Below are 26,149 nucleotides of genomic sequence, written 5' to 3'. Positions count from 1 at the left end.
CATGTTACGGTTCTTGGATACAACTTCATAGCAATCTTCCCGAATACGAACGGCATGTCAGTCCTTGCCGCGCAGCTTCCCGGCAAAATCAAGCACGCGCTGCACCCTTGACCCGAGCTTCATCAGGTTCTGCAGGGTTTGAGGGGGCAGGTGGTGCACCTCATCGAACCAGCCGGTCGACAGTTCGATAAGTTCGAGCATTTCGCCCATGCGCTCCTGCGCATAGGCTTCGTTGTTATCGGCGGGCGGGGCCAGCAGCGTGTCGCGCAGCAGCGTCATCGTGGGATCGATCTCGCGCTTGCGCTTCTCTTCCATCAGGATCCGGAAGATCTCCCAGACGTCTTTCGGCGTTTCGAAGTAGTCGCGGCGATCCCCGACCTGGTGCACCAGCTTCACGAGCCGCCACGACTGCAACTCTTTCAGGCCCAGGCTGACGTTCGAGCGCGAAAAGCTGAGGGACTCGGCGATGTGGTCGGCGTGCAGGGGATCGGGCGACAGAAACAGCAGGGCGTAGATCTGGCCGACGGTGCGGTTCACGCCCCAGCGGCTACCCATTTCGCCGAAGTGCAGGACAAAACGTTCAATTTGCGGAGAAAGCGGCACGGCAGCGTCTTGTTACGTTGAATTCAGAGATTCCTGAAATTATCGAAGGTACTGGAAGAAAACGCAACAAACCCCCACATTCCTGTGGGCTTTCCTGGTGCCCGCGCAAAGAAATTGTCGCCGCTCGGTGCGTCAGAATGACGACGGGCCGGCTTGCTCCTTTGATCTGGAACAAGCCGGCCCGTTAAACGACCGCTGGTTTGTTACAGCACCGCCCTACCGGCCGGTCTGCAACACATTGAGTGTTGTTTCTACGTCACTTATTTCTTGGAAGCCTGCACGCTGACCGCGCCCGACACGCGCAACGCCTTGGCGCGCGCCTCGTCCACCGTCCCGGCCGTGGCCAGGCCCACGCCCATGCGGCGCTTGGTGAAGGCCTCGGGCTTGCCGAACAGGCGCACGTCGGTGCCCGGTTCGGCCAGGGCCTGCGCCACGCCATGGAAGCTCACGCCACGGTCGTCCAGGCCGCCGTAGATGACGCTGCTGGCGCCCGGCTGGCGCAGCGAGGTGTCCACGGGCAGGCCGAGCAGGGCGCGGGCGTGCAGCTCGAATTCGTTCTGCGCCTGCGTGATCATGGTGACCATGCCGGTATCGTGCGGACGCGGACTGACCTCGGAGAACCACACCTCGTCGCCGGCCACGAACAGCTCCACGCCGAAAATGCCCAGGCCACCCAGCTCGCTCGTGACCGCCAGCGCGATCTCGCGCGAACGCTCGAGCGCGGTCGGCGACATCGGATGCGGCTGCCAGCTCTCGACGTAATCGCCGTCGACCTGCTTGTGCCCGATCGGCTCGCAGAAGCGCGTTTCGATCGTGCCGTCGGCGCCCCGCGCGCGCACGGTCAGCAGCGTGATTTCGTAGTCGAACTTGATGAAGCCCTCGACGATGGCGCGGCCACCGCCGACGCGCCCGCCTTCCTGGGCGTAGCGCCAGGCCTGGGCCACGCCCGCCTCGTCGCGGATCACCGACTGGCCCTTGCCCGACGAGGACATGACGGGCTTGATCACGCAGGGATAGCCGATGCCGCCATCGATCGCGGCGCGCAGCTCGGCCTCGGTGTCGACGAACTTGTACGGCGACGTGGCCAGGCCGAGCGTCTCGGCGGCGAGCCGGCGGATGCCTTCGCGGTTCATGGTGAGCTGCGCGGCGCGCGCGGTGGGCGTCACGCGGACCTGACCGGCCGCCTCCAGCTCCACGAGCAGGTCGGTCGCGATGGCCTCGATCTCGGGCACGATCACGTGCGGCTGCTCCTGCTCGATCACCTTGCGCAGCGCCTGCGCGTCCGTCATGGACACGACGTGCGCACGGTGCGCCACCTGATGGCCCGGCGCATCGGCGTAGCGGTCCACCGCGATCACTTCGACGCCCAGACGTTGCAGGGCAATGATCACTTCCTTGCCCAGTTCGCCCGAGCCCAGCAGCATGACGCGGGTGGCGGAAGGAGACAGGGGGGTGCCGAGCACCGGCGCGGGAAAGGTAGACATGAGGAAAGCCTGGAGGGGTGCGCCGTGGACTCAGCGCGTGAGCCGGGGCGCGGAAGGAAAAAGGACGAAAATGGCCATATGCTGGCCGCAAAATCGCCGCCAGAATGCCATAGCGACCCGCCACCGGCAACCTCCGGCAAGACGGGGCGGCGCCCGGGCGGACACTGCGGCTAAAATCGCGCCATGACTGATCATGTCCCCACTTCCGCCGGCGCGCTCGACTCCGCGCGCCGGACCCTGCAGACCGAGGCCCGCGCCATCCAGGATCTGTCCGCGCGCCTGGACGCCAGCTTCACGCAAGTCGTCGACATGCTGCTCGCCTGCCGGGGCCGCGTGGTCGTCAGCGGCATCGGCAAGACCGGCCACATCGGCCGCAAGATCGCCGCCACGCTGGCCTCCACCGGGACGCCGGCGTTCTTCATGCACGCGGCCGAGGCCGTCCATGGCGACCTGGGCATGATCACGCAGGACGATCTGCTGATCGCGATCTCGTATTCCGGCTCGGGCGAAGAGCTGCTCACCATCCTGCCCGTCGTGCGCCGCATGGGCGCCGGGCTGATCGCCATCACGGGCAACCCGAGCTCGGAGCTCGCCCGCCTGGCCGACGTGCACCTCGACGCCAGCGTGGCCCAGGAAGCCTGTCCGCTCAACCTCGCCCCCAGCGCCAGCACCACCACCGCGCTGGCGCTGGGCGACGCGCTGGCCGTGGCCTGCCTCGAAGCCCGCGGTTTCGGGCCCGAAGACTTCGCCCGTTCGCATCCGGGCGGCGCGCTCGGCCGCCGCCTGCTCACGCACGTGCGTGACGTGATGCGCAGCGGCGCCGCCCTGCCCACCGTCGCGTCCGACGCGCCGCTGTTCCGCGCGCTCGAAGAAATCTCGGCCAAGGGCATGGGCATGACCGCCGTGCTCGACGCCACCGGCCATCCCGTCGGCATCTTCACCGACGGCGACCTGCGCCGCTTGATCGAGCGCGAGGGCGACATCCGGGGCCTGACCGTGGCCCAGGGCATGACCCGCCAACCCCGCACCATTTCCCCCGACGCCCTGGCCGTTCAGGCGGCCAAGCTGATGGACGACCGCCGGCTCAACCAGATGTTGGTCATCGACGCCGATGGCCGCCTGGTCGGAGCCTTGCACATGCATGATCTGATGGCCGCAAAAGTGGTATGAACATGACGCCTCCTTCCAGCATTCCCCACCCCGCCGAAGCTCTGGTCCTTGCCCGCGTGACCGCGGCCGTGCGCGAGCGCGCCGCCGCCGTTCGCCTGATGGTGTTCGACGTCGATGGCGTGCTGACCGACGGGAGTCTCTACTACGGCGAGAACGGCGAGATGTTCAAGCGCTTCCATGCGCTGGATGGCCACGGCCTGCGTCTGCTGATGGAAGGCGGCCTCAAGGTGGCGCTGATCACGGGCCGCTCCGGACCGATCGTCGACCGCCGCGCCGCCGAGCTGGGCATCGCCGATGTGCAGCAGGGCGTGCGTGACAAGGCCACCGCCCTGACTGAACTTGCGCAGCGCCATGGCGTCCAACTGAATCAGGTCGGCTACATGGGCGATGACATCATCGACCTGGCCGCCATGCATCGCGCCGGCTTCGCGGCCAGCGTGCCGAGCGCGCCCGGCTACATTGCCCAGGCCGCGCATTGGGTCGCCACCCAACCCGGCGGCAGCGGCGCCGTGCGTGAGTGCTGCGACCTGCTGCTGGCCGCGCAGGGCCGACTCGGCCATTTCCTGGCCGGGCCTGCCCTGCTCGGTCCGGGCGCCATCCAATGACACCGCGCGGCCCGCGCCGCGCCCGCCAGCCATGAAAGAACGCTTCCCGTCCCTGATCGCGCTGTCCCTGCTGCTGCTGCTCGTCGCCGGCACCTGGTGGGCGGCCGACTACGCCCAGCGGGCCATTCCGATCGACCCGCCGCGCCGCATCACCCACGAAAAAGACTCGTGGGCGCGCGACTTCGTCATGCTGCGCACCGATCCCGGCGGCAACCCGATCAACCGGCTCGAGGGCACCTACGTCGAGCATTTTCCCGACGACGACTCGTATCACGTGACCGAGCCGCGCGCGGTCGGACAGCAGATCGGCAACCCCGTGACCATCGGCGTGGCCAAGACCGCCGTCATGGAAGCGGGCGGCAAGCGCATCATCATGAACGGCGACGCGCACGTGAAACGCCTGCCCGACGCCAAGAACGACGCGCTCGACGTACGCAGCCAACAACTCATCATCGTGCCGGACGACGACGTGGTATACACGGATCTGCCGGCACAAGTGCACAAGGGCGCCTCGCGCATGAACGGCACTGGCATGCATTACAACAACACCACCCGGCAATTGCGGGTCTCGGCGTCCACCGATGTCGAGATCGCTGGCTCGGAAGGCCGTAAGCCCCCGCCCGGCGACACGCCCGCCAACTCAAAACCGTGAACACCATGACCGAACTTCGGATCCGCTCCTTTTCGCCCTCGCGCCTGCTCGCCGGACTGCTGCTGGCCGTCGCGACGTGTGCGCCCGCCGCCGCGCAAAACGCGCAGCAAGGCGGTGGCGCGGCGGAGGAGCCGGACACGCTCATCCTGTCCGACACGCTGCATTACGACGACATCAAGCGCGAGAGCACCTTCACCGGCAACGTCGCGCTCACCCGCGGCCTCATGACGCTGCACAGCGACAAACTCGAAGTCCGCGAAGACGCCAAGGGCACGCAGTTCGGCGTGGCCACGGCCAACAAGGGCAAACTCGTGCGCATTCGCCAGGAACGCCCCGAGACCTTCGAGGTGCTCGAGGGCGAAGGCCTGCGCGCCGAATACAACAGCAGCACCAGCGAGTTCGATCTGATCGGCCAGGCCGTGGTCACGCGCTTCATCTGTGGCAAACCCTTCGACACCATCCGTGGCGAACGCGTGCGCTATAACGAGAAGTCCGGCACCTACCAGGCCATGGGCGGCCCGAACTCCTCGGCCCCGGGTGGACGCGTGCGCTCGTTCGCGCCGCCGCGCGCCAAGAGCGATGCGGCCATCGCCGAGTGCCGCGCCCAGAAGGGCAAGCCGGCCGCCGCCAAAACCACCCGCTGAACACCCGCGATCCCCTTGACGCCACGATGAACTCCCCCCTCAAGCCGACTGCTGCCTCGGGCAAGTCCACCACTCCGCCCTCCGGCAACCTCACGGCCACGGGCCTGCGCAAGACCTACAACGGCCGTACCGTCGTGCAGGACGTCTCGTTGTCGGTCAAGAGCGGCGAGGTGGTCGGCCTGCTGGGCCCCAACGGCGCGGGCAAGACCACGAGCTTCTACATGATCGTGGGCCTGGTGCCCGCCGACGCCGGCCGCATCGAGATCGACGGCAACACGATCACCGCGATGCCGATTCACAAGCGCGCGCGCATGGGTCTGTCTTATCTGCCCCAGGACGCCTCCGTGTTCCGCCGCCTCACGGTCGAGCAGAACATCCGCGCCGTGCTCGAATTGCAGGTGGATGCCAACGGCAAGGCCCTCACGCAGTCGGCCATCAAAGAGGGCATGGAGTCCCTGCTCGACGAGCTGCAGATCGGCCACATCCGCAGCAACACCGCGATCTCGCTTTCGGGCGGCGAGCGCCGCCGCGTCGAAATCGCGCGTGCGCTGGCCACGAGCCCGCGCTTCATTCTGCTCGACGAGCCCTTCGCCGGCGTGGACCCGATCGCCGTGATCGAGATCCAGCGCATCGTGCGCTTCCTCAAGAGCCGCGGCATCGGCGTGCTCATCACCGACCACAACGTGCGCGAGACGCTCGGCATCTGCGATCGCGCCTACATCATCAGCGAAGGCAAGGTGCTGACCGATGGCCACCCCGACGAAATCGTGGGCGATCCCGCCGTGCGCCGTGTCTATCTGGGCGAGCATTTCCGCATGTGATGTGCCGCTCGTGATGGCGCAATGCCGCATCGAAAAAAACCGCGCCGAGGCGCGGTTTTTTCTTGGGCGGGCGGCGCGCCATGCGGCAGTGCCACACGCGACGATCGTCCTGCGTCTTCCTGTTACGGCAAAGCTCTGACACCGACTGTTGCGCACTGCGCGGGAACCCCGCGAAGGCGCTCCGACTCCTATTTTTATGGGGTTTCGTGCGTGCATGGCAGGGCTTCCCGTCATGCGAAAACACCTCAGGGAAAGCCCTAGGCTTTCATTCACGAAACGGACATTTTTATGCGCTGGATCAACTTGTTTTCGCGGTTGGAGTCTATACACTAGTACTAACGGCAAGCCTATCAACCAACAGAAGGAGAACCCCTAACGCCCACATCGCGCACCCGTTGCGCAACCTTTCCTACTTCTCTTTTCGAAGGAGAGCACACTATGAACCTGAGCATCTGCGGTCGTCATCTCGACGTCACCCCGGCCATCCGGGAATATGTCATGAACAAACTGGCGCGAGTGCTGCGGCATTTCGATCACGTCATCGATACCCAGGTCATGCTCTCGGTGGAGCCCCTGCGGCACAAAGCCGAAATCACGATGCGCCTGCGCGGTAAAGACATCCACTGCGAGGCAGTCGACGAAAACCTCTACGCGGCAATCGACCTTCTCTCCGATAAGATCGACCGCCAGGTCCTCAAGCACAAAGACAAGGTGCAAAGCCACGCCACCGAGTCGGTAAAGCGACAAGTCGCTGCGCTCAGCGCGCAGTAATCCCGCAGTCCCGCGCTTTATCAACACTCGCGAGCGTCACACCCTCGTCACCATGAGCTCTTGAAGCTCCCCGGACACCGATGCCCCAGGATCCGTCTTGCCGGGCATCGGCCCTCCGCCCCATCTGTCCCCACCCCATCCAATCGCACTGCTGCCCTTGTGGCGCGCGGCCTTGGCTTTCCCAAACCGCCCGCTCGGTCTATGCTTTGCCTCCTTGATGGCGAACCGGCGCAACTTTTGTTTTTTTGCACTGCGTCATAAACCCCTATAATGATCCGCATGAATCACTTGTCGCGCATTTTGCCCGCCGGCAACGTCGTGCTCGATATGCTGGCCACCAGCAAAAAACGGGCGTTCGAACAGGCCGGTCTGCTCTTCGAAAACCATCACGGTCTCGCTCGCTCGGTCGTGTTCGACAGTCTGTTCGCACGCGAACGGCTCGGGTCGACCGCGCTGGGCCAGGGTGTCGCTGTACCGCACGGCCGGGTCAAGGGCCTGGAGCAGGCGTTGGCGGCTTTTGTCCGTCTGGCGCAGCCCATTCCCTTCGACGCCCCCGATGGTCAGCCCGTATCGATGTTGCTCTGTCTGCTGGTGCCCGAGGCCGCCACCCAACAGCACTTGGACATCCTCGCCGAACTGGCGCAGCTGATGTCGAACAAGGCGTTGCGTGAAGCCCTGGCCACCGAAACCGATCCGGCGGTCGTGCACCGCATGCTCACGACCGGCCAACTCTGAGCAACGCGGAGCGCTGCCATGCTTACCGTGCAGGAACTGGTCGACGACAACGCCGACAAAATCCCTTTCAACTGGGTCGCGGGACACGGCGCGGCCGACCGCTCGATTCCCGATGACGGGATGGCGGCCGCCGATCTGGTCGGCCACCTCAACCTGATCCACCCCTCTCGCATCCAGGTGTTCGGCCAGGAAGAGCTCGCGTATTACACGCGCTTCGACCTGCGCCGCCGCATGCACCACATGGACGAGCTGCTGATCGGCGGCGTGCCGGCGATCCTGCTCGCCGACGGCCTGAACGCGCCGCAGGATCTGATCGATCAATGCGACCAGCATCAGGTGCCGCTGCTCTCCACGCCGGTGGCCGCGGCGCAGCTGATCGACCTGCTGCGCATCTATCTCGGCAAGAAGCTCGCGCCCACCACCACCGTGCATGGCGTGTTTCTCGACGTGCTGGGACTGGGTGTGCTCATCACCGGCGAATCCGGCCTGGGCAAGAGCGAGCTCGCGCTCGAACTGATTTCGCGCGGCCACGGCCTGGTGGCCGACGACGCGGTCGAGTTTTCGCGCACCGCGCCCAACATGATCGAGGGTCACTGCCCGCAGCTGCTGCAAAACCTCCTCGAGGTACGCGGCCTGGGCCTGCTCGACATCCGCACGATCTTCGGCGAGACCTCGGTACGCCGCAAGATGCGGCTCAAGCTCATCGTGCATCTCGTGCGCGCCAGCGCGCAGGACAAGTTCGAACGCCTGCCGCTGCAGGACATCACGCAGGACATGCTGGGCCTGCCGGTGCGCAAGGTGATGCTGCAGGTCGCGGCCGGCCGCAACCTCGCCGTGCTGGTCGAAGCCGCCGTGCGCAACACCATCCTCAAGCTGCGCGGCATCGACACGCTAGGCGAATTCATGGAACGCCAGGCGATGGCGATCCTGCAAAGCAGCAAGTAAAGCCCAGCCCTACGGGGGGCACGGCGCTGCCGGCGCCGCCCCGTCTCTGCGCCCTTTCTGTTCTCCGCGCGTCCGCATCACGCGTCGGCGCGACGCCTCAACGCCGAGCGTCAGCGCGACGCGGCGTCGCGCGCGCGCCGCACTTCGGGCGCCGTCACCGCGCTGGCCGCGTTGCCCCAGCTGCCTCGCACATACGACACCACCGCGGCGACGTCGTTATCGCTCAGCATCTGACCGAACGGCGGCATGCCGTGCGGCCGCGGCTCCATCTGCGTGGCGGGTCCGAAGCCGCCGTCCAGCACCACGCGGATCGCATTGATCGCGTTGGGCGCCGTGACCGACGGATTGCCCGCCAGCGCGGGCCACGCCGAGTCGCGCCCGCGGCCGTCGGCCTGATGACATTGCGCGCAGTGCTGCGTGTACAGCTTCGAGCCTTGGGTCATGATGCCGGCGCTGGCGGCGGCGCCAGCGCGCGGCGTGTCGGTCGCCGGCAGGGTCTTGAGATAGGTGCCGATCGCGAGCGCGTCGGCATCCGAGAGGTATTGCGTGCTGCCCGTGATCACTTCCGCCATCGGGCCGTTGGCCACCGAGTGCGGCGTGCGGCCCGACTTCAGCAGCACGGCCACGTCCGCCGCGCTCCAGCGGCCCAGGCCCGCATCCTGATTGGCATTGAGCGGCGGCGCATACCAGCCCAGCCCGTCGATCATGCCGCCCGGCAGACGCGCGGCGTCCACCGTGGCGCCCAGGCTGTTGCGCGGCGCATGGCAGGCCGCGCAGTGGCCCGGCCCCTCCACCAGATAACGGCCGCGATTCCATTGCGCCGTCTGGCCGGCGTCGTCTTCGTGCACGCCGGGGCTGAAATAGAGCACGCGCCAGAATTCGAGCAAGGCGCGGCGGTTGTACGGCCACTCGAGCGCGTGCGCGCGGTTCTGCTGCCGCACGGCGGGCAGGCTGCGCAGATAGGCATACAGCGCGTCGGCGTCCGCGCGCGTCATGCGCGTGTACTGCGGATACGGGAACGCCGGATACAGCAGCTCGCCGTCGCGCCCCTTGCCGTTGTGCAGCGCGCGCCAGAAATCGTCGGCGCTCCAGGCGCCGATGCCCGTCTCGCGGTCAGGGGTGATGTTGGGACCGTACAGCGTGCCGAATTTCGTGGGAATCGGCGTGCCGCCCGCATAGGCCTGGCCGCCCGAGACGGTATGGCAGGCCGCGCAGTTGGCCAGCCGCGCGATGTCGCGGCCCCGCAGGATCTGCGCCTGCGGGTCGCTCACGGCCACCGGCGCGGGGCCCGCGTCCTCACGCGTGCCGAAGAAATACAGCGTGAGGGCAAGCAGGATGCACAGCGCCCCCAGCCCCACGATGAACCGGCCCAGCCACTTCAACACGAGCCTCATCGCGTGCCTCCGACGGCACTGCGCGTCTGGCTGCCGCAGGCCGTTGGCAGCTTGAGCGTGCCGGAGGGCTGCGCCACGTAGAACGGCGGCACCGGCTGCGCCGCGAGCCAGGCCGACACCGCGGCCACGTCCTCCGGACTCAGCTGACGCGCCACGTCGGCCATGCAATCCGGCGCCGAGGCCTGCCGCAGGCCCTGCTGCCAGCCACCGATCTGCGCGACCAGATAGTCGCGCGGCAGGCCCAGCAGACCGGGGATGGCGGGCGCCACGCCGGACAGATCGGCGCCGTGACAGGCGGCACAGGCCGGCAGGCGCCGGCTGCGGTCGCCGTCGAACACCAGGGCACGACCGCGCTCCAGCGCGGCCGCGTCGGCGCGCGGCTGGGCGGGCGGCGGATAGGGCACGTGGCGCGATGCGAAGTATTCGGCCATTTCACGCAAATATGCGTCGGGCAGACCGGTGAGCAGATGGGTCATGGGCCGGTACTGGCGCTGGCCATCGCGAAAGCTCAGGAGCTGATGAAACAGGTACTCGGCGGGCTTGCCGGCGATGCGAGGGTAGTAGCCGTCGGGGCCCGCACGGCCCTGCGCGCCATGGCAGGCGGTACAGGCCGCGAGCCGGGCGCCCATCGTATTGGGCTCGAGCGTGCTGCCCGGGTTCTGTGCATGCGCGGCACCGGCGCCACAGACGTACAACGTCAGGGCAACTGCAATATGGCGGAGGGATTTGACGGCTAACATCGTAAAGGCTGACATCGGGTCTGATCTCGACGGCGCGGGGCGCGCGGGCGGGTGGGTAGACGTCGGTGCACTGCGGCGGCGTGTCCTTATCGGACAGACGGACAGATGCAGCAGTGTAAGCCTTTATCCGTCCCCCGGGCGGGATGCACCATTCCATGCCACAATCACTGCCATGTTGAGAGTCGTCCTTATTACCGGCATTTCTGGGTCCGGCAAGTCCGTCGCGCTACGCATGCTCGAAGACGGCGGCTTTACCTGCGTCGATAACCTGCCCGTGCGCTTTCTCACCGAGTTCGTCGCCAACGCCCGCGACGACGGTCTCGAACGCGTCGCCGTCGCCATCGACGTACGGTCGCCCGGCGAGCTGGCCGAGCTGCCCGACGTGATCACCGCGCTGCGCTCGATGGGCACCGACCTCTCGGTGGTCTTTCTCGACGCCAGCACCGACACCCTCACACAACGCTATTCCGAGTCGCGCCGGCGCCATCCGCTCACCGATCGCCTCACGCGCAACGGCAAGACGCCCTCGCTGGTCGAGAGTATCGCCACCGAGCGCGAGCTGCTGGCACCGCTGCGCGACCAGGAACACGTGATCGACACCTCGGACCTCACGCCGGGGCAGTTGCGCAGCTGGATTCGCGACCTGATCCAGGCCGACCGCCCGCCGCTCGTGCTCACGTTCGAGTCGTTCGCGTTCAAGCGCGGCGTGCCGAGCGACGCCGACCTGATGTTCGACGTGCGCTGCCTGCCCAACCCCTACTACGATCGCAACCTGCGCCCGCTCACCGGCCGCGATCAGCCGGTGGCCGACTGGCTCGCGAGTTTCGATATCGTGGGCGCGATGATCGACGACATCGCCGCGTTTCTGCGCCGCTGGTTGCCGCAGTACACGGCCGACACGCGCAACTACCTCACGATCGCGATCGGCTGCACGGGCGGCCAGCATCGCTCCGTGTATGTGGTCGAACAACTGGCGCAGCGCTTCTCCGATCACGAACCGCTGCTGGTGCGCCACCGCACCCAGCTGCCCGACGAATCCGCCTGACCCTCTCCGTTTCCGCATGACGCTGCCCCGCCCGCTCACCCTGCTGACGATCCTCATGCTGGCCATCGCCGTGGCCGGCTGTTCCTCGCCCGGCAAGAAACGCGGCGGCGGCTACTACAAGGATGACGGCCCGGGCTCGAGTCCGCCCGCCGACATCGAAGCGATTCCCGACGCGCAGCCGCGCATCGAGCCGCTCGCCAGTGGTGCGAACCGGCCTTATGTGGTCTTCGGCAAGCGCTATGTGCCCGACACCACCGAGAAGCCCTTCCGCCAGCAGGGCGTGGCCTCCTGGTACGGCAAGAAGTTTCACGGCAACTCCACCTCGATCGGCGAGAGCTACGACATGTACGCCATGACGGCCGCGCATCCCACGATGCCACTGCCGAGCTATGCGCGCGTGACCAGCAAACTCAACGGCCGCACGGTGATCGTGCGCGTGAACGACCGGGGCCCGTTCCACGACAACCGCATCATGGATCTGTCGTATGTGGCGGCGTACAAGCTCGGCATCATCGGGCCGGGCAGCGGCGCGGTGACGGTCGAACGCATTCTGCCCGACGAGATCCGCACCCTGATGGCCCAGGGCGGCGCCCCCGCGCCGGCACCGCGCCCGGACAGCGCGACCGGCACCATCGTGTCCTCGCCGGTCGATCTGGGCGGCGGCAGCGCGCTGGCCGCCACGCCGCTGTCGGCACAACCGGTGAGCAGCGCTCCGCCCGCGGCGCAGGCGGGCGGCATCTACCTGCAGCTCGGCGCCTTCTCGCAGCCCGCCAACGCGCACACGCTGGTGGCGCGCGTCAATGGACTGCTCGCGGCCGAGGGCGCGCCCCCGGCCATCGTCGAGCAGGCCAACAACATGTATCGCGTGCGCATGGGCCCCTACAGCGACCGCGACGCGGCCCTGTCGGCCGTGCAGCGCGTCTCCGACCGCACGGGCATCATGCCCAGCCTCGCCGCGCCCTGAACGGGGCGGCGATTCATCATCGCGTGAATCACCCGCGGCGCCTCGCAGGCGCCAGCTTCAGCGCCGTGGCGTATCCGAGCCCGCGGCGCGCGGAGCCGGTTCGTTTTCGGCCTGCAGATAGGTCGCCCACGCCAGACTGGCGGCCGACTCGACCAGCGCCAGCTCCTGCTGGCCATCGCAGATGCGGCGCGTGCGGGCAGCATGGCCCGGATAGCGGTTGCCCTCGTGGATCAGGAGCGCGCGCTTGCGCTTGAGGCCACCGCCGAAGCCGGTGAGCGCGGTATTCCAGCCGATCACGCGATGGCAGGGCACGATGATGGAGATGGGGTTGCGACCCAACGCCAGCGCCAGCGGACGCACCGAACGCGGACGCCCGATGCGGTGCGCCAGATCGCCGTAGGTGGTGGTCGTGCCGAAGGGCAGGCTCAGCAGCCCTTCCCAGACCAGACGTTGAAACGGCGTGCCGACCGGGGCCAGCGGCAGGTCGAAAGCCTGGCGCTCGCCGGCGTACCACTCGGCCAGTTGCTCGCGGGTGCGCGCCAGCACACTCGCCTCGGCGGCGCTGTGCTCGGCCCGGCCGATGGCGGCGGCATCGCTTTGGTCGACGAACCACACCCCACACAGACCCGCGTCGCTGGCGGCGAGGCGCATCGGTCCGAGCGGGCTGTCGATGTCGAGGGTGGCGGGTTGGGCAGCGGGATCTTCCACCCGCAACAAGGGCAGCGGTGCGGTCATTCTGCGTCTTCCTTGCGCGCCAGGGCGCGCTGATACAGGGCATCGCGCGGCAGTCCGGTGACGCGCGCGGCCACGCGCGCGGCATCGCGCACCGAGACGGTTTCGAGCAAGGCGTCGAGCAATGTGTCGGTGGCGGGATCGGCCAGCGCATCGTCGGCCTCCGTGCGCGCTTCGGCATGCACGATGAGCACGAACTCACCCTGCCCACGATGCGAATCGGCGGCCAGCCACGCGGCGGCCTCGCCGAGCGGCAAGGTGGCGATCTCTTCGAAGCGCTTGGTCAGCTCGCGCGCCACGGTGACCTCGCGCGCCGGCCCGCAGACCTCGAGCAGGTCCGCCAGCGTGGCGGCCAACCGATGCGGCGATTCGAACATCAGCACCGGCGCGGGCAAGGCGCACCACTGGCGCAGCCAGCGCTGCCGCGCCACCGCCTTGGGCGGCGCGAAACCGGCGAACGCGAATGCGGGATTTTCGTCGGACGTGACACCACTGCCCATCAGCGCGGTGATGACGGCGCTCGGGCCGGGCACCGGGACGACGGGGTGGCCCGCCGCGCGCACGGTGCGGACCACGCGGGCGCCGGGGTCGCTGACGGCGGGCGCGCCGGCATCGGACACCAGGGCCACGCGCTGGCCTTGCGCGAGACGCTCGCAGATGGCCTGGGCCGCCTGTGCCTCGTTGTGACGATGCGCGGCCATGAGCGGCGTGCCCACGCCCCAGGCATCGAGCAAGGTGCGGGTGGCGCGCGTGTCCTCGGCCGCGATCACATCGGCGCGGGCCAGCGCCTGCCAGGCGCGCAGCCCGAGGTCGCCGAGGTTGCCGATCGGGGTGGCGACCACGTAAAGCGTGCCGGGCGGCCAATGCTGGGCCGCGACGCGTTCGGCTACGCGGTTCCAGGCATCGCCTGCGGGTGTGACATCCGGATTCATGGGGGCTTCGACTGCGATGAAAAACCATGCCAGTGTAGCCGCCATGCGCGCTCCCCACGATCCGCCCTCGGCGGCGGCCCCATCCCCGGATCCGTCCGATAACGCTCCCTTTGCGCTCGCCCGCGAGATCCGCGAACGCGGCCCGCGCAAGCGTGCGCGCCGGGCACGGCCGGTGGCACGGACCGCCCATCTGACCGGACGCGCCATGGAGGATCGCGCGCTGGCCTGGCTGCAGGCGCACGGTCTCCAGCTGGTGGCCCGCAACGTCCGTGGCCGCCGGGGCGAGATCGACCTCGTCATGCGCGACGGCGCCACGGTGGTGCTGGTCGAGGTGCGCTCGCGCCGGGGTCCGCCCGGCGTCGCGGCCGGCAGCCTCACGCCCGCCAAGCTGGCCAGCATCGTTCGCACCGCCCGGCACTGGCTGCCGATCTGGCGCGCCCGCCACTGGCCCGGCCAGGACCCGCCGGTGCGGCTCGATGCCGTGCTGGTGCAGGAGGGGCAGGCGGAGTGGCTGCGCGATGTGCGGCTGCCCGCCGAATTGGACTGACGCGCCCCTGAAACGGCCGCGCACGGCCGCTCACAGACTTTACGCCCGCCGCGACTCCGGTTACGCGTGGACAGAAACAGAGGCTTACCGCGTGAGATAATCCGCGCCATGGATATGACCTTGCGCATGACGTCGCATTTCCGCGATGCAATCGCTCTGCACGAACAGAGCATGCACACCCTGGCCCCCACGCTGGCCACGGCGGTGGACCTGCTTTTCGCCGCTCTGGCCAACAACGGCCGGATCCTGGCCTGCGGCAATGGCGGCTCGGCCGCCGATGCGCAGCATTTCATCGCCGAGCTGGTCGGCCGTTTCGAGCGCGACCGCCTGCCGCTGGCCGGCATCGCCCTCAATACCGACACCTCGATCCTGACCGCGGTCGGCAACGACTACGGCTTCGACGAAATCTACGAACGCCAGGTCAGTGCGCTGGGCCAGCCGGGCGACGTCCTGGTGGCCATTTCCACCAGCGGCAACTCGCCCAACGTCGTGCGCGCCATGGAAGCCGCCCGCGATCGCGAAATGCACGTGATCGCCCTGACCGGCAAGGGCGGCGGCGTCATGGGGGAACTCATTACGCCGCACGACGTCCATCTATGTGTCCCGCACGACCGAACGATGCGCATCCAGGAGGTCCACATCCTGTTGCTGCACGCCCTGTGCGACGGTATCGACGCCCTACTCCTCGGAGACACCGAATGATGATGCCTTCCTCCCGAACCGCCGTACGCCCCCTGCTCGCGGCCGCCGTGCTCGCCGCCGCCGTGGCGGGTCTGTCGGCCTGCGCCCCGCTGGTCGTGGGCGGCGCCGCCGCCACCACGGCCGTCGTCGCCACCGACCGCCGCTCCTCGGGCACCCAGCTCGACGACCAGAACGCCACGTTCCGCGCCGAAACCCAGATCAGCCAGAAGCTCGGCGAGGGTGCCCGCGTCAACGCCATGGTCTACAACGGCCAGATGCTGCTCACCGGCGACGTCCCGACCGATGCTGCCCGCGCCGAGGCAGGCACGATCGCCCAGGGTGTGCAAAAGGTGCGCAGCGTGAGCAACCAGCTCACGGTCGGCCCGGCGGCATCGTTCACCACCCGCTCCAACGACACCTGGATCACGTCCAAGGTCAAAACCGCCCTGATCAATACCAAGTTCGTCCCGTCCGGCACGATCGCGGTCACGACCGACAAGGGCGTCGTTTACCTGATGGGCAAGGTCACCCAGGCCGAGAGCGAGTACGCCGCCAACGCGGCCGCCGACGTCGGCGGTGTGACGAAAGTGGTAAAACTGTTCGAGATCATCAGCCGCGATGAAGCCATTCGCCTGTCGGGCTCCGGGTCGTCCAAAGACGGCAAGGCCCCGATCGAGTCGACCACGGGCGGCACCCCGGCTCCCACGGAAAACGCGGCTCCGGCCGGCGATTCCGGCGTACAGGCAATGCCCATCAAATGAAAAAAGTCATCCTCTCGCTCGTCGTCCTGGTGGCGGCCGGCATCGGCGCCTGGTTCGTCTGGCGCCCCGCCGCGCCCGCGCCCGACGTGACCTTCACCACGCTCGAAGGCAAGCGCTTCACCACGCAGGACCTGCGCGGCAAGGTGGTGCTGGTCAAGTTCTGGGCCACCAGTTGCGTCACCTGCGTCAAGCAGATGCCGGAGGCGATCTCGGCCTACAACGAATACGCGCCCAAGGGCTACGAAGCAATCGGCGTGGCCATGCAGTACGACCCGCCCAACTATGTCGCCAACTTCGTGCAGCAGCGCAAGCTGCCGTTCCCGGTCGTGATCGACGCGCAGGGCGAGATCGCCAAGGCCTTCGGCGACATCCGCCTCACGCCCACCGCGTTCCTGATCGACAAGGAAGGCCGCATCATCAAGCGCTACCTCGGCGAATACGACGTGGCCGAGTTCCACGCCACGGTCGAAAAGGCGCTGGCGGCGGGCTGACCGCTCTGCCACTGCCCGCTCGCCGGGTCGTAAAAAAAGCCCTCGGTGCCACACGGCGCCGAGGGCTTTTTCGTGGAGCGGCCGATCCGGCCGCCGCCGCTCAGAACGCCGGAACCACGGCGCCCTTGTACTTTTCCTGGATGAACTTCTTCACGGTCTCGCTGTGCAGCGCGTTCACGAGCTTCTTGATCTTGGGCGCGTCCTTGTCTTCCTGGCGCACGGCGACCAGGTTGGCGTAGGGCGAGTCCGCGCCTTCGATGAAGAGCGCGTCGCGGGTGGGCACCAGACCGGCTTCCAGCGCGTAGTTGGTGTTGATCAGCGCGACGTCCACGTCATCGAGCGAGCGCGGCAGCATGGCGGCCTCGAGTTCGCGGAACTTGAGCTTCTTGGGGTTTTCGACGATGTCGATCGGCGTGGCGACGATGTTGGCCGGATCCTTCAGCTTGAGCAGGCCCTGCTTTTGCAGCAGCACCAGCGCGCGGCCGCTGTTGGACGGGTCGTTGGGGATCGCGATCGTGGCGCCGTCCTTCAGATCGGCGATGCGCTTGATCTTCTTGGAATAGGCGCCGAACGGCTCGACGTGGACCAGGCCGGCCGAGACCAGGTTGGTCTTGCGATCCTTGTTGAAGGTGTCGAGGTAGGGCTGATGCTGGAAGAAATTGGCGTCGAGCTGCTTGTCGGCCAGTTGCAGGTTGGGCTGCACGTAGTCGGTGAACACCTTGATGTCGAGCTCCACGCCTTCTTTGGCCAGCACGGGCTTGACCACTTCGAGGATCTCCGCATGGGGCACCTGGGTGGCGCCGATCGTGAGCTTTTCGGCGTGCGCCGCGCCCGTGGCCAGGACCAGGGCCGATGCCACCAGGGCCGACCGGATGAAGGAGAAACGCATGATTTGCCTCGTTGATGTGTCGTGAAATACGGGGGTCGCGGCCCGCGCCGACGGGGTCCGGAAGTGTCCGCCCCATGGCCGGCCGTTGCAAAAACGACCCCAATTTACCTGAATGCCCGCCTTTTGTCGGGCATAAGGACATGGGTTTACGGCATATGACAGCCGAGGCGATTACAATCTGCCGTATGCTTGCCACCATGCCTGTCCAGACATGGGCGCAGGCATTTTTTCCACCTTTTTTTCGGCTCGTATATATCACTGCCATGACCGACACCCCCGACCCTGCCGCCGTAATGTCTCCTGCTGTCAAAGCCGCCGTCCTTTCGGAAGCCCTGCCGTATATCCGACGATTTCACGGCAAGACGATCCTGGTGAAATACGGTGGCAATGCCATGACGGAAGAACGATTGCAGCGCAGCTTCGCGCACGACGTCGTGCTGCTGAAGCTGGTGGGTCTGAATCCGGTCGTGGTGCACGGCGGCGGTCCGCAGATCGATGACGCCCTGCGCCGTATCGGCAAGCAAGGCACCTTCATCCAGGGCATGCGGGTCACCGATGCCGAGACCATGGAAGTGGTCGAGTGGGTGCTGGGCGGCCAGGTCCAGCAAGACATCGTGATGATGATCAACGAAGTCGGCGGCAAGGCCGTGGGCCTGACCGGCAAGGACGGCATGCTCATCCAGGCCCGCAAGAAGCTGATGGACAACAAGGACAACCCCAACGAGCCGATCGACATCGGCTTCGTGGGCGACATCACCCAGGTCGAGCCCGCCGTGGTCAAGGCCCTGCAGGATGACCAGTTCATTCCCGTGATCTCCCCGATCGGCTACGGCGAAGACGGCACCGCCTACAACATCAACGCCGACGTGGTCGCCGGCAAGATGGCCGAGGTGCTGGGCGCCGAAAAGCTGCTCATGATGACCAACACCCCGGGCGTACTCGACAAGAGCGGCAAGCTGCTGCGCAGCCTGTCGGCCCAGACCATCGACGAGCTGTTCGCCGACGGCACGATCTCGGGCGGCATGCTGCCCAAGATCTCCTCGGCGCTGGATGCCGCGAAAAACGGCGTCAACTCGGTCCACATCGTCGACGGCCGCGTGCCGCACTGCCTGCTGTTGGAGATCCTGACCGACCAGGGCGTCGGCACGATGATCAGCTCGCACTGATGGCGTTACGGCGCCTTCTGCTGCGGCCCGCGGCGCGCATACGCCGCGGCCGCCGCGTGTCCGAGGCCGGCGGCGCCGGCCCCGGGCACGGTGGCCGGCTCTGGCTGTTCGATCTCGACAACACGCTGCACGACACCTCGCACGCCATCTTCCCGCAGATCGACGCGGGCATGACCCGCGCGGTCATGACGGCGCTGGGCGTCGAGGCCGACGAAGCCAACCGGCTGCGCAAGCTCTATTGGCAGCGCTACGGCGCGACCATGATCGGCCTGGTGCGCCACCATGGTGTCGACCCGCACGCGTTTCTGCGCGACAGCCATGATTTCGACGTAACCACGCTGGTGCGCGCCGAGAAAGGGCTGCCCGCCATGCTGCGCGCCCTGCCCGGACGCAAGGTGCTGCTCACCAACGCGCCGCTCGATTACGCCCGCGCGGTGCTGCGCCACATGGGCATCCTGCGCTACTTCGACAGCCTCTGGGGCATCGAAGAGATGCGCCTGCACGGCGAGTTTCGTCCCAAGCCCTCGGCGGCGCTGCTGCGCTACGTGCTGGCGCGCGAAGGCGCCACGCCGCGCCAGACGGTGCTGGTCGAAGACACGCTCGACAATCTGCGCAGCGCGCGCCGGATCGGTCTGCGCACGGTGCATGTGTACCATCCCGGCACGCCGTTCGCCCGCGGGCACAGGTCACGACCTTCGTACGTCGACTTGCGGGTAAACTCGGTTACAGACCTGCTGCTGCGCCGCCGGCCGCTGCGCGGCTGACCCCGCGTCCCCTACCCCGTCCGTCCCGCATACCCAGCCCGTCCCATGGCGAAACCCGGCGAGAGAAAAACCCAGATCCTGCAAACGCTGGCCGAAATGCTGGAGCAGCCGCATGCCGCCCGCATCACCACGGCCGCGCTCGCCGCGCGCATGCAGGTGTCGGAGGCCGCGCTCTACCGTCATTTCGCCAGCAAGGCGCAGATGTTCGAGGGCTTGATCGAGTTCATCGAGACCACGCTGTTCACCCTGGTGAATCAGATCAGCGCGGCCGAGCCGCAGGGGCTGGGCCAGGCGCGCAAGACGGTATCGATGCTGCTGGCCTTCTCGGAACGCAACCGCGGCATGACGCGCGTGCTCACCGGCGACGCCCTCGTCACCGAAGACAACCGGCTGCAGGACCGCATCAACCACATCAACGACCGCATCGAGGCCACCTTCAAGCAGTGCCTGCGCAATGCGGTGACCGACGGCGGCCTGCCCGAAGACGCCAATGTGGCGGCGCACGCCAGCCTGCTCACGCATCTCGTGCTGGGCCGCTGGCTGCGTTATGCGCAGAGCGGCTGGCGCGTCACGCCCACCGCCATGCTCGACGACCAGTTGCGGCTGGCGCTGGGATGAGCGCGATGGCGTCGTCACCGCGTCACGCTTTCCTGCCATCATCCCGGCCGATCCTGCACGCATGTTGAAGGCGTCGCGGCGCGGTGACGGCCCGATAAGCCGGACCGGCCGCGTGTCATTGGGCTTGCGGTCCGGGCGAACCGGCCAGCATAATCGCACCTGATCCGGCCCTTCAATAGCCGGTTCCGCTCGCCCTTGACCTGCATCAATGCGGGTTTTCCTTAGTACTGCCAAGCTAGTCCCGTGTTCTGACGTTGCTAGTACAGCATTTCTTACGTGGCTGGCACCGTCTTCTGACGTCGATTGACCTAGATCGGAGATGGATATGACTGCGCAAGCCGCTGTCCCTGCCCCACAAGTCCCCAAGAAGAAGATACCGATAGGCCTTGTGGCCGGCCTGCTGGCGCTCATCATCGTATTGATGCTGCCCATGCCCGCCGACCTGCCGCCCGCGGGTCATCGCATGATCGCCATCCTGGCGTTCGCGGTGGTCGTGTGGATCACCGAGGCGGTGTCGTACGAAGCCAGTGCCATCATGATCACCACCTTGATGGCCTTCCTGCTGGGCACCGCGCCCACCATCAAGAATCCCGAGGTGCTTTACGGCACCTCGGCGGCCATCAGCATGGCGCTGACCGGGTTCTCGAACTCGGCGCTCGCGCTGGTCACCGGCGCGCTGTTCATCGCGGCCGCCATGACCTTCACGGGGCTGGACCGACGCATCGCGCTGGTCACGCTCTCGCGCATCGGCACCAGCACCACGCGGATCATGATCGGCGCGATCGCCGTCACCATCGTGCTGAGCCTGGTCGTGCCGAGCGCCACCGCGCGCAGCGCCGCCGTCGTGCCCATCATGATGGGCGTGATCGCCGCGTTCGGCGTCGACAAGCGTTCCAACATCGCCGCCGGCATCATGATCATCGTGGCCCAGGCCACCAGCATCTGGAACGTCGGCATCCAGACCGCCGCCGCCCAGAACCTGCTGACCAAGGGCTTCATGGAGAAGATGCTCGGTGACCGCGTGTCGTGGGCCGAATGGCTGATCGCCGGCGCGCCGTGGTCGGTCATCATGTCGGTCGTGCTCGTCTTCATCGTGCTCAAGCTGCTGCCCCCCGAAGCCGACAACATCGCCGGCGGCAAGGAAGCGGTGCAGGCCGAACTCGACGCGCTCGGTCCCATGACCGGTCCGCAGAAGCGCCTGCTCGGCGTGTCGCTCATGCTGCTGATGCTGTGGGCCACCGAGAAGTCGCTGCACAACTTCGACACCACCTCGACCACCTACTTCGGCCTCGTGCTGCTGCTGCTGCCGCGCTTCGGCGTGATGACATGGAAGGACGTGCAAAGCCGCATTCCGTGGGGCACCGTGATCGTGTTCGGCGTGGGTATCAGCCTGGGCACCGCCCTGCTCACCACCCAGGCCGGTCAATGGATGGGCAATCAGGTCGTGACGCACACCGGCCTGGATCACCTCGGCCCGCTCGCGATCTTCGCCATCCTGTCGGCCTTCCTGATCGTGATCCATCTGGGCTTCGCCAGCGCCACCGCGCTCACCTCGGCCATGCTGCCGATCCTGATCTCGGTGCTGGCCACGCTGCCGGGTGAATTCAACCGGCTGGGCATGACCATGCTGCTGGGCTTCGTGGTGAGCTACGGTTTCATCCTGCCCATCAACGCACCGCAGAACATGGTCTGCCTGGGTACCGAAACCTTCACCGCCAAACAGTTCGCCCGCGTCGGCATCATCATCACCATCGTCGGCTATCTGCTGATGCTGGTGTTCGGTGCCACCTACTGGCGCTGGCTGGGCTGGATGTAAGGAGTCATCATGAAAATCGCCATCAACGAAGCCATCGCCTACGGCGAGCGTCTGCTGGCCGCCCAGGGGGTGCCCGCCGACATCGCCCGCGACGTCGCCGAACACCTCGTCGAGTCCGACCGGGTGGGCTACACCAGCCACGGCCTGTCGATCCTGCCGAACTACGAACGGGTGCTGCGCGAAGGCTTCGTGCGCGCCGACGGCCGGGCCGAGCTCGTCAACGACCGCGGCACGCTGCTCGCCTTCGAGGGCAACAGCGGCTTCGGCCAGCACGTGGGCAAGACCGCCATCCAGCAGGCCATCGCGCGCACGGCCGAGCATGGCCAGTGCATCCTGACCCTGCGCAACACGCACCACCTGGGGCGCATGGGCTACTACGGCGAGATGGTCGCCGCGGCCGGCCAGATCCTGCTGGCCTTCACCAACGTGATCAATCGGTCGCCCACCGTGGCGCCGTTCGGCGGCGCGCGCGCCTGCCTCACGACCAATCCGCTGTGCTTCGCCGGCCCGCTGCCGGGCGGCCGGCCGCCGATCCTGGTCGACATGGCCACCAGCTCCATCGCGGTCAACAAGGCCCGCGTGCTGGCGACCAACGGCCAGCCGGCGCCCGCCGGCGCGCTGATCGATGCGCAGGGCAATCCCACCACGGATCCGGGCGCGCTGTTCACCGATCCCCCCGGCGCGCTGCTGCCCTTCGGCGGTCACAAGGGTTATGCGCTCGGCCTCGTGGCCGAGCTGCTGGCCGGCGTGCTGTCGGGTGGCGGCACGATCCAGCCGGAGCATCCGCGCAATGGCGTGGCGACCAACAACATGTTCGCCATCCTGCTCGATCCGCAGGTCGATTTCGACGCCGACTGGCGCACGCAGGAGGTCGGCGCGTTCATCGACTACCTGCAGGCCTGCCCGCCCCAGCCGGGCGTCGACCGGGTGCAGTACCCGGGCGAGTACGAGGCCCACAATCGCGAGCTGAACCGCGATGCGCTGACCTTCGCACCCGCCATCTGGGACACGATGCTGAAGCTGGGCGACACCCTGGGCGTGGCACCGCCCAGCGTCTACGCCGAGTAGTCCGCGTCACGCACGTGAAGAAAGCACAACGGCGCCCTCGGGCGCCGTTGCTTTTGCGGGGACCCGGGACGTCAGGTCTTGCGCGCGCGGTGCCGGCTGATACTCATGAGAATGCCGCAGGCGATCCCCATGGTGAGCAGGGCCGTGCCGCCATAACTCATGAAGGGCAAGGGCACGCCCACCACCGGCAGAATGCCGGTCACCATCCCGACGTTCACGAACACATAGATGAACATCATCATCGTGACCGACCCCGCCAATAAGCGCCCGAACTGGGTCGCGCTGCGCGAGGCGATGGCCAGGCCGCGCGCCATCAGCAGGCCGTAGAGCACGAGCAGCGCCACCCCGCCGTACAGGCCGAACTCTTCGGCGTAGACCGCGAAGATGAAGTCGGTGGTGCGCTCCGGAATGAAGTCGAGGTGGGTCTGCGTGCCCTGCATGTAGCCCTTGCCGTACAGCCCGCCCGAGCCCACCGCGATCATCGACTGGATCGTGTGAAAGCCCTTGCCCAAGGGATCGGAGCTGGGGTTGAGCAGCGTGCAGACCCGGTGCTTCTGGTATTCGTGCAGCACGACCCAGTCGACGTCCGGCTCGCAGAGCTGGTCTTCGTAGTAGACCAGCGTGCCCAATCCGACGATGCCGGCCACCATCACCGGCACCAGCAGCTTGAAGGACAGGCCGGCGAAGTAGATCACGAAGAAACCGGCGCCAAACACCAGCAGCGCCGTGCCCAGATCGGGCTGCAGCACGATCAGGCCGAACGGCACGATGAGCATCGCGGCCGCCACGAAGAAGTCGCGGATGCGCACCTGCCCTTCGTGCCGCTGGAAGTACCAGGCCAGCATCATGGGCACGGCGATCTTCATCATCTCGGAAGGCTGGATGCGCGTCACGCCCAGGTTGAGCCAGCGCGTCGCGCCCTTGCTGGTTTCGCCGGCGAACTCGACGCCGAGCAGCAGCACCACCCCGACCGCATAGAACGGCAAGGCCAGCTTCATGAGGGTCTGGGGTGGCACCAGGGCCATGGCCCACATGGCCACGAAGGCGATCGTGAAATTGCGCGACTGCTCGGCGAAGCGCCAATCGGTGCCGCCCACGGCGGAATGCATCACCGTGAGACCGAGCGCGGCGAACAGCACCAGCACGAACAGCAGCGGCCAGTCGAACGCGGTGAACACGCGCAGCAGGATGAGCCCGATGCGCTTCATTGCGCGTTCTCCGCGACCGCCGCGGCCTTGGCGCCACGCTCGATCTTGTCTTCACGCTCGGTGCTGAGCCAGTAGTCCATCACCGTGCGCGCCACCGGCGCGGCCGCGCTCGCACCCCAGCCGGCGTTCTCGACGATCAGCGACACCGCGATGCGGGGATGCTCCGCGGGCGCGAATCCCATGAACAGCGCGTGATCGCGCAGGCGTTCGTCGATCGCGTTGGCCCGGTACTGGCCCCCGCGCAGGCTGAACACCTGCGCCGTGCCGGTCTTGCCGGCGGCCTGATAGGGCGCGTTGGCGAAGGCGCGGCGCGCGGTGCCCGACCGGATCACGTCGGCCATGGCGTGCTTGATGACATCGACGTTGGCCTGCTTGAGCGGAATGCGGTAGTCCGGCGCCGACGGCGTGGCCGTGATCATCAGCGAGCGGGCGTCACGCACCGCGTGCACCAGATGCGGCCTGCGGTACAGGCCGTTGTTGGCCAGCGTGGAGGTCGCCTGCGCCAGCTGCAGCAGCGTGAACGAGTTATAGCCCTGGCCCACCGCCACCGAGATGGTTTCGCCGGCATACCAGCGCTGGCGCTCGCGATCCTTGTAGGCACGGCGCTTCCAGTCGGTGGAGGGCAGCACACCCGCCTTCTCGCCTTCGAGATCGATGCCGGTGATCTGGCCGAATCCGAATTGCTTGGAGAAATCGTGCAGCGCGTTGACCCCGATCTCGGGGCCCAGCGAATAGAAGTAGGTATCGGAAGAAACCACGATGGCCTTGTGCATGTCGGTCATGCCGAACACCGCACCGGCGGCATTGCGGAAGCGCTGGCCGCCGAACTCGTAGTAGCCGGGATCCGGGAAGCGATCGGTGGCGCGGCGCTTGTTGAGCTCGAGCGCGGCGAGCGCCACGAAGGGCTTGTAGGTCGAGCCGATCGGATAGGTGCCGTACAGCGGCCGGTTGATCAGCGGATGGTCGGGCGATTCGTTGAGCCGGCGCCAGTTTTCGACATCGATACCGTCGACGAACAGGTTGGGGTCGAACGAGGGCTGCGACACGAAGGCCAGCACTTCGCCCGTGTCGGGATCGATGGCGACCAGCGCGCCACGCCGGCCTTCGAAGGCTTTCTCGGCGATGCGCTGCAGGTTCAGGTCGATCGACAGCATGATGTCGGAACCCGGCACCGGATCGATGCGGCGCAAGGTGCGCACGGGCCGCCCGGTGGCCGTCACCTCGACCTCTTCCAGACCGGTGCGCCCGTGCAGCGTTTCTTCCCAGGTTTTTTCGATGCCCTTCTTGCCGATGACATCGGTACCGCGATAGTTGCCCGCGCGGCCGGTGCGCTCGAGCTCTTCCTGGTCGCCGTCGGCGATGCGGCCGATGAAGCCCACGACGTGCGCGGCGGCCTCGCCCTGCGGATACTCGCGCACCCAGCGCGCGCGCAGCTCAACGCCCGGAAACTCGAACGCGTGCGCCGAGAACCAGGCGGCCTCGGTCTCGTTGAGGTTGTTGCGCAGCACGAGGCTCGCGTAGCGGCTGGACTCCTGCACGCGCCGCTTGAAGCGGCGCTGATCGGCCGGCGACACGTACAGCACCGGCGTCAGGCGCGAGAACAGGTCGTCGATCGAACTGCCGATGTTGGCCGGCACGACCTCGATGGTGTAGGTGCGGTAGTTGCGCGCGAGCACCACGCCGTTGCGGTCGAGGATTTCGCCACGGCGCGGCGGAATCGGCTGGACGGCGATGCGGTTGCGGTCGGCGCGTTCGGAATAGCCTTCGAAGCGCTCGACCTGCAGGAACCAGAAGCGCGAGATCAGAAGGCCGAAGCAGACCAGGGCAAAGAGCCCGCCCACCCAGGCGCGCAGCTTGAAGCGTTGCTTCTGCTGCTGGCCGGTCTTCTTGAACTCGAACATGC

The 26,149-nt window shown here is 67.2% G+C and carries 28 protein-coding genes; 19 read left to right on the top strand and 9 right to left on the bottom strand.

Going from position 1 to position 26,149, the window contains the following annotated elements:
- Window positions 1-57: 57 nt before the first annotated feature.
- On the bottom strand, window positions 58-603 hold the full coding sequence (locus CEK29_RS01705; protein ID WP_094798468.1) for a GbsR/MarR family transcriptional regulator: 546 nt from the start codon (window positions 601-603) through the stop codon (window positions 58-60).
- A 260-nt stretch (window positions 604-863) separates the two neighbouring features.
- Window positions 864-2,087 carry a formate-dependent phosphoribosylglycinamide formyltransferase gene (gene purT / locus CEK29_RS01700; RefSeq protein WP_094798467.1) on the bottom strand — a complete coding sequence of 408 codons (1,224 nt, stop codon included), beginning with the start codon at window positions 2,085-2,087 and terminating at the stop codon, window positions 864-866.
- A gap of 183 nt (window positions 2,088-2,270) precedes the next feature.
- On the opposite strand from purT, the gene CEK29_RS01695 reads away from it, so the two are divergent.
- From CEK29_RS01695 to hprK, 8 genes are all read left to right on the top strand, one after another.
- Entirely contained in the window at window positions 2,271-3,257 is a 987-nt protein-coding gene (locus CEK29_RS01695; protein WP_094857161.1) for a KpsF/GutQ family sugar-phosphate isomerase, read from the top strand.
- Complete coding sequence (locus CEK29_RS01690; protein WP_432759218.1) at window positions 3,254-3,862, top strand: KdsC family phosphatase; 609 nt, start codon at window positions 3,254-3,256, stop codon at window positions 3,860-3,862. The genes CEK29_RS01695 and CEK29_RS01690 overlap by 4 nt, the downstream gene beginning before the upstream one ends.
- A gap of 31 nt (window positions 3,863-3,893) precedes the next feature.
- Window positions 3,894-4,514 carry an LPS export ABC transporter periplasmic protein LptC gene (lptC, locus tag CEK29_RS01685; protein WP_094798465.1) on the top strand — a complete coding sequence of 207 codons (621 nt, stop codon included), beginning with the start codon at window positions 3,894-3,896 and terminating at the stop codon, window positions 4,512-4,514.
- Window positions 4,515-4,519: 5 nt separating this feature from the next.
- Complete coding sequence (lptA, locus tag CEK29_RS01680; RefSeq protein ID WP_094798739.1) at window positions 4,520-5,158, top strand: lipopolysaccharide transport periplasmic protein LptA; 639 nt, start codon at window positions 4,520-4,522, stop codon at window positions 5,156-5,158.
- Window positions 5,159-5,184: 26 nt separating this feature from the next.
- On the top strand, window positions 5,185-5,979 hold the full coding sequence (gene lptB / locus CEK29_RS01675) for an LPS export ABC transporter ATP-binding protein (protein WP_094798738.1): 795 nt from the start codon (window positions 5,185-5,187) through the stop codon (window positions 5,977-5,979).
- Window positions 5,980-6,417: 438 nt separating this feature from the next.
- Complete coding sequence (gene hpf, locus CEK29_RS01670; RefSeq protein WP_094798464.1) at window positions 6,418-6,750, top strand: ribosome hibernation-promoting factor, HPF/YfiA family; 333 nt, start codon at window positions 6,418-6,420, stop codon at window positions 6,748-6,750.
- 279 nt (window positions 6,751-7,029) lie between these two features.
- Window positions 7,030-7,485, top strand: a complete 456-nt coding sequence (locus CEK29_RS01665; RefSeq protein ID WP_170948368.1) for a PTS sugar transporter subunit IIA — start codon at window positions 7,030-7,032, stop codon at window positions 7,483-7,485.
- 18 nt (window positions 7,486-7,503) lie between these two features.
- On the top strand, window positions 7,504-8,430 hold the full coding sequence (gene hprK, locus CEK29_RS01660; protein WP_094798462.1) for an HPr(Ser) kinase/phosphatase: 927 nt from the start codon (window positions 7,504-7,506) through the stop codon (window positions 8,428-8,430).
- 110 nt (window positions 8,431-8,540) lie between these two features.
- Here the strand turns inward: hprK and CEK29_RS01655 are convergent, their stop codons facing one another.
- Together CEK29_RS01655 and CEK29_RS01650 are read right to left on the bottom strand one after the other, a co-directional pair.
- Window positions 8,541-9,812 (bottom strand): cytochrome c, encoded by a 1,272-nt coding sequence (locus CEK29_RS01655; RefSeq protein WP_440588297.1) that lies wholly within the window; start codon window positions 9,810-9,812, stop codon window positions 8,541-8,543.
- 8 nt (window positions 9,813-9,820) lie between these two features.
- Window positions 9,821-10,564, bottom strand: a complete 744-nt coding sequence (locus CEK29_RS01650; RefSeq protein WP_094798460.1) for a c-type cytochrome — start codon at window positions 10,562-10,564, stop codon at window positions 9,821-9,823.
- Window positions 10,565-10,736: 172 nt separating this feature from the next.
- On the opposite strand from CEK29_RS01650, the gene rapZ reads away from it, so the two are divergent.
- Window positions 10,737-11,609 (top strand): RNase adapter RapZ, encoded by an 873-nt coding sequence (gene rapZ, locus CEK29_RS01645; RefSeq protein WP_094798459.1) that lies wholly within the window; start codon window positions 10,737-10,739, stop codon window positions 11,607-11,609.
- A gap of 16 nt (window positions 11,610-11,625) precedes the next feature.
- Window positions 11,626-12,573 carry a septal ring lytic transglycosylase RlpA family protein gene (locus tag CEK29_RS01640; RefSeq protein ID WP_094798458.1) on the top strand — a complete coding sequence of 316 codons (948 nt, stop codon included), beginning with the start codon at window positions 11,626-11,628 and terminating at the stop codon, window positions 12,571-12,573.
- Window positions 12,574-12,630: 57 nt separating this feature from the next.
- Here the strand turns inward: CEK29_RS01640 and CEK29_RS01635 are convergent, their stop codons facing one another.
- Entirely contained in the window at window positions 12,631-13,308 is a 678-nt protein-coding gene (locus CEK29_RS01635) for a methylated-DNA--[protein]-cysteine S-methyltransferase (protein WP_176456816.1), read from the bottom strand.
- The gene (gene rsmI, locus CEK29_RS01630) at window positions 13,305-14,237 is read right to left on the bottom strand and encodes a 16S rRNA (cytidine(1402)-2'-O)-methyltransferase (protein ID WP_094857159.1); all 933 of its coding nucleotides are present in this window, start codon (window positions 14,235-14,237) and stop codon (window positions 13,305-13,307) included. The genes CEK29_RS01635 and rsmI overlap by 4 nt, the downstream gene beginning before the upstream one ends.
- Window positions 14,238-14,280: 43 nt before the next feature.
- Here rsmI and CEK29_RS01625 point away from each other — a divergent pair, with 43 nt between their 5' ends.
- From CEK29_RS01625 to CEK29_RS01610, 4 genes are all read left to right on the top strand, one after another.
- Window positions 14,281-14,784: a YraN family protein gene (locus tag CEK29_RS01625; RefSeq protein WP_094857158.1), complete on the top strand. Its 504-nt coding sequence runs from the start codon at window positions 14,281-14,283 to the stop codon at window positions 14,782-14,784.
- A 108-nt stretch (window positions 14,785-14,892) separates the two neighbouring features.
- Window positions 14,893-15,486 (top strand): phosphoheptose isomerase, encoded by a 594-nt coding sequence (locus CEK29_RS01620; RefSeq protein WP_170948365.1) that lies wholly within the window; start codon window positions 14,893-14,895, stop codon window positions 15,484-15,486.
- The gene (locus tag CEK29_RS01615) at window positions 15,486-16,226 is read left to right on the top strand and encodes a BON domain-containing protein (RefSeq protein ID WP_094798735.1); all 741 of its coding nucleotides are present in this window, start codon (window positions 15,486-15,488) and stop codon (window positions 16,224-16,226) included. The genes CEK29_RS01620 and CEK29_RS01615 overlap by 1 nt, the downstream gene beginning before the upstream one ends.
- On the top strand, window positions 16,223-16,717 hold the full coding sequence (locus CEK29_RS01610; RefSeq protein WP_094798455.1) for a peroxiredoxin family protein: 495 nt from the start codon (window positions 16,223-16,225) through the stop codon (window positions 16,715-16,717). The genes CEK29_RS01615 and CEK29_RS01610 overlap by 4 nt, the downstream gene beginning before the upstream one ends.
- Before the next feature lie 100 nt (window positions 16,718-16,817).
- Here the strand turns inward: CEK29_RS01610 and CEK29_RS01605 are convergent, their stop codons facing one another.
- On the bottom strand, window positions 16,818-17,606 hold the full coding sequence (locus tag CEK29_RS01605) for a MetQ/NlpA family ABC transporter substrate-binding protein (protein ID WP_094798454.1): 789 nt from the start codon (window positions 17,604-17,606) through the stop codon (window positions 16,818-16,820).
- Window positions 17,607-17,869: 263 nt separating this feature from the next.
- Between CEK29_RS01605 and argB the strand changes: the two genes are divergently transcribed.
- From argB to CEK29_RS01580, 5 genes are all read left to right on the top strand, one after another.
- On the top strand, window positions 17,870-18,772 hold the full coding sequence (gene argB, locus CEK29_RS01600) for an acetylglutamate kinase (protein WP_094798453.1): 903 nt from the start codon (window positions 17,870-17,872) through the stop codon (window positions 18,770-18,772).
- Entirely contained in the window at window positions 18,772-19,536 is a 765-nt protein-coding gene (locus tag CEK29_RS01595) for a pyrimidine 5'-nucleotidase (RefSeq protein WP_170948364.1), read from the top strand. The genes argB and CEK29_RS01595 overlap by 1 nt, the downstream gene beginning before the upstream one ends.
- 45 nt (window positions 19,537-19,581) lie before the next feature.
- Entirely contained in the window at window positions 19,582-20,154 is a 573-nt protein-coding gene (gene slmA / locus CEK29_RS01590) for a nucleoid occlusion factor SlmA (protein ID WP_094798451.1), read from the top strand.
- A 325-nt stretch (window positions 20,155-20,479) separates the two neighbouring features.
- Window positions 20,480-21,970 (top strand): DASS family sodium-coupled anion symporter, encoded by a 1,491-nt coding sequence (locus CEK29_RS01585; protein ID WP_094798450.1) that lies wholly within the window; start codon window positions 20,480-20,482, stop codon window positions 21,968-21,970.
- A 9-nt stretch (window positions 21,971-21,979) separates the two neighbouring features.
- Window positions 21,980-23,038, top strand: a complete 1,059-nt coding sequence (locus CEK29_RS01580) for an Ldh family oxidoreductase (RefSeq protein ID WP_094798449.1) — start codon at window positions 21,980-21,982, stop codon at window positions 23,036-23,038.
- A 71-nt stretch (window positions 23,039-23,109) separates the two neighbouring features.
- On the opposite strand, the gene rodA is transcribed toward CEK29_RS01580, so the two are convergent.
- Both rodA and mrdA read right to left on the bottom strand, forming a co-directional pair.
- Complete coding sequence (gene rodA / locus CEK29_RS01575; protein WP_094798448.1) at window positions 23,110-24,246, bottom strand: rod shape-determining protein RodA; 1,137 nt, start codon at window positions 24,244-24,246, stop codon at window positions 23,110-23,112.
- On the bottom strand, window positions 24,243-26,147 hold the full coding sequence (gene mrdA / locus CEK29_RS01570; RefSeq protein ID WP_094798447.1) for a penicillin-binding protein 2: 1,905 nt from the start codon (window positions 26,145-26,147) through the stop codon (window positions 24,243-24,245). The genes rodA and mrdA overlap by 4 nt, the downstream gene beginning before the upstream one ends.
- Window positions 26,148-26,149 lie beyond the last annotated feature (2 nt).

This window comes from Bordetella genomosp. 5 (genome assembly GCF_002261475.1).
GTDB lineage: Bacteria > Pseudomonadota > Gammaproteobacteria > Burkholderiales > Burkholderiaceae_B > Bordetella.
This window is presented reverse-complemented; position numbering and strand designations above follow the sequence as displayed.

Bases quoted from the DNA above. Each gene is read 5' to 3' on its own strand.
- CEK29_RS01640 (WP_094798458.1), top strand. From the start codon at position 11,626: ATGACGCTGCCCCGCCCGCTCACCCTGCTGACGATCCTCATGCTGGCC.
- CEK29_RS01595 (WP_170948364.1), top strand. From the start codon at position 18,772: ATGGCGTTACGGCGCCTTCTGCTGCGGCCCGCGGCGCGCATACGCCGC.
- rsmI (WP_094857159.1), bottom strand. From the start codon at position 14,237: ATGAATCCGGATGTCACACCCGCAGGCGATGCCTGGAACCGCGTAGCC.
- CEK29_RS01580 (WP_094798449.1), top strand. From the start codon at position 21,980: ATGAAAATCGCCATCAACGAAGCCATCGCCTACGGCGAGCGTCTGCTG.
- mrdA (WP_094798447.1), bottom strand. From the start codon at position 26,147: ATGTTCGAGTTCAAGAAGACCGGCCAGCAGCAGAAGCAACGCTTCAAG.
- slmA (WP_094798451.1), top strand. From the start codon at position 19,582: ATGGCGAAACCCGGCGAGAGAAAAACCCAGATCCTGCAAACGCTGGCC.
- CEK29_RS01625 (WP_094857158.1), top strand. From the start codon at position 14,281: ATGCGCGCTCCCCACGATCCGCCCTCGGCGGCGGCCCCATCCCCGGAT.
- CEK29_RS01610 (WP_094798455.1), top strand. From the start codon at position 16,223: ATGAAAAAAGTCATCCTCTCGCTCGTCGTCCTGGTGGCGGCCGGCATC.
- argB (WP_094798453.1), top strand. From the start codon at position 17,870: ATGACCGACACCCCCGACCCTGCCGCCGTAATGTCTCCTGCTGTCAAA.
- CEK29_RS01665 (WP_170948368.1), top strand. From the start codon at position 7,030: ATGAATCACTTGTCGCGCATTTTGCCCGCCGGCAACGTCGTGCTCGAT.
- rodA (WP_094798448.1), bottom strand. From the start codon at position 24,246: ATGAAGCGCATCGGGCTCATCCTGCTGCGCGTGTTCACCGCGTTCGAC.
- lptC (WP_094798465.1), top strand. From the start codon at position 3,894: ATGAAAGAACGCTTCCCGTCCCTGATCGCGCTGTCCCTGCTGCTGCTG.
- CEK29_RS01650 (WP_094798460.1), bottom strand. From the start codon at position 10,564: ATGTTAGCCGTCAAATCCCTCCGCCATATTGCAGTTGCCCTGACGTTG.
- CEK29_RS01615 (WP_094798735.1), top strand. From the start codon at position 15,486: ATGATGCCTTCCTCCCGAACCGCCGTACGCCCCCTGCTCGCGGCCGCC.
- CEK29_RS01635 (WP_176456816.1), bottom strand. From the start codon at position 13,308: ATGACCGCACCGCTGCCCTTGTTGCGGGTGGAAGATCCCGCTGCCCAA.
- CEK29_RS01605 (WP_094798454.1), bottom strand. From the start codon at position 17,606: ATGCGTTTCTCCTTCATCCGGTCGGCCCTGGTGGCATCGGCCCTGGTC.
- CEK29_RS01620 (WP_170948365.1), top strand. From the start codon at position 14,893: ATGGATATGACCTTGCGCATGACGTCGCATTTCCGCGATGCAATCGCT.
- purT (WP_094798467.1), bottom strand. From the start codon at position 2,087: ATGTCTACCTTTCCCGCGCCGGTGCTCGGCACCCCCCTGTCTCCTTCC.
- lptB (WP_094798738.1), top strand. From the start codon at position 5,185: ATGAACTCCCCCCTCAAGCCGACTGCTGCCTCGGGCAAGTCCACCACT.
- hprK (WP_094798462.1), top strand. From the start codon at position 7,504: ATGCTTACCGTGCAGGAACTGGTCGACGACAACGCCGACAAAATCCCT.
- CEK29_RS01585 (WP_094798450.1), top strand. From the start codon at position 20,480: ATGACTGCGCAAGCCGCTGTCCCTGCCCCACAAGTCCCCAAGAAGAAG.
- CEK29_RS01690 (WP_432759218.1), top strand. From the start codon at position 3,254: ATGAACATGACGCCTCCTTCCAGCATTCCCCACCCCGCCGAAGCTCTG.
- CEK29_RS01695 (WP_094857161.1), top strand. From the start codon at position 2,271: ATGACTGATCATGTCCCCACTTCCGCCGGCGCGCTCGACTCCGCGCGC.
- rapZ (WP_094798459.1), top strand. From the start codon at position 10,737: ATGTTGAGAGTCGTCCTTATTACCGGCATTTCTGGGTCCGGCAAGTCC.
- lptA (WP_094798739.1), top strand. From the start codon at position 4,520: ATGACCGAACTTCGGATCCGCTCCTTTTCGCCCTCGCGCCTGCTCGCC.
- hpf (WP_094798464.1), top strand. From the start codon at position 6,418: ATGAACCTGAGCATCTGCGGTCGTCATCTCGACGTCACCCCGGCCATC.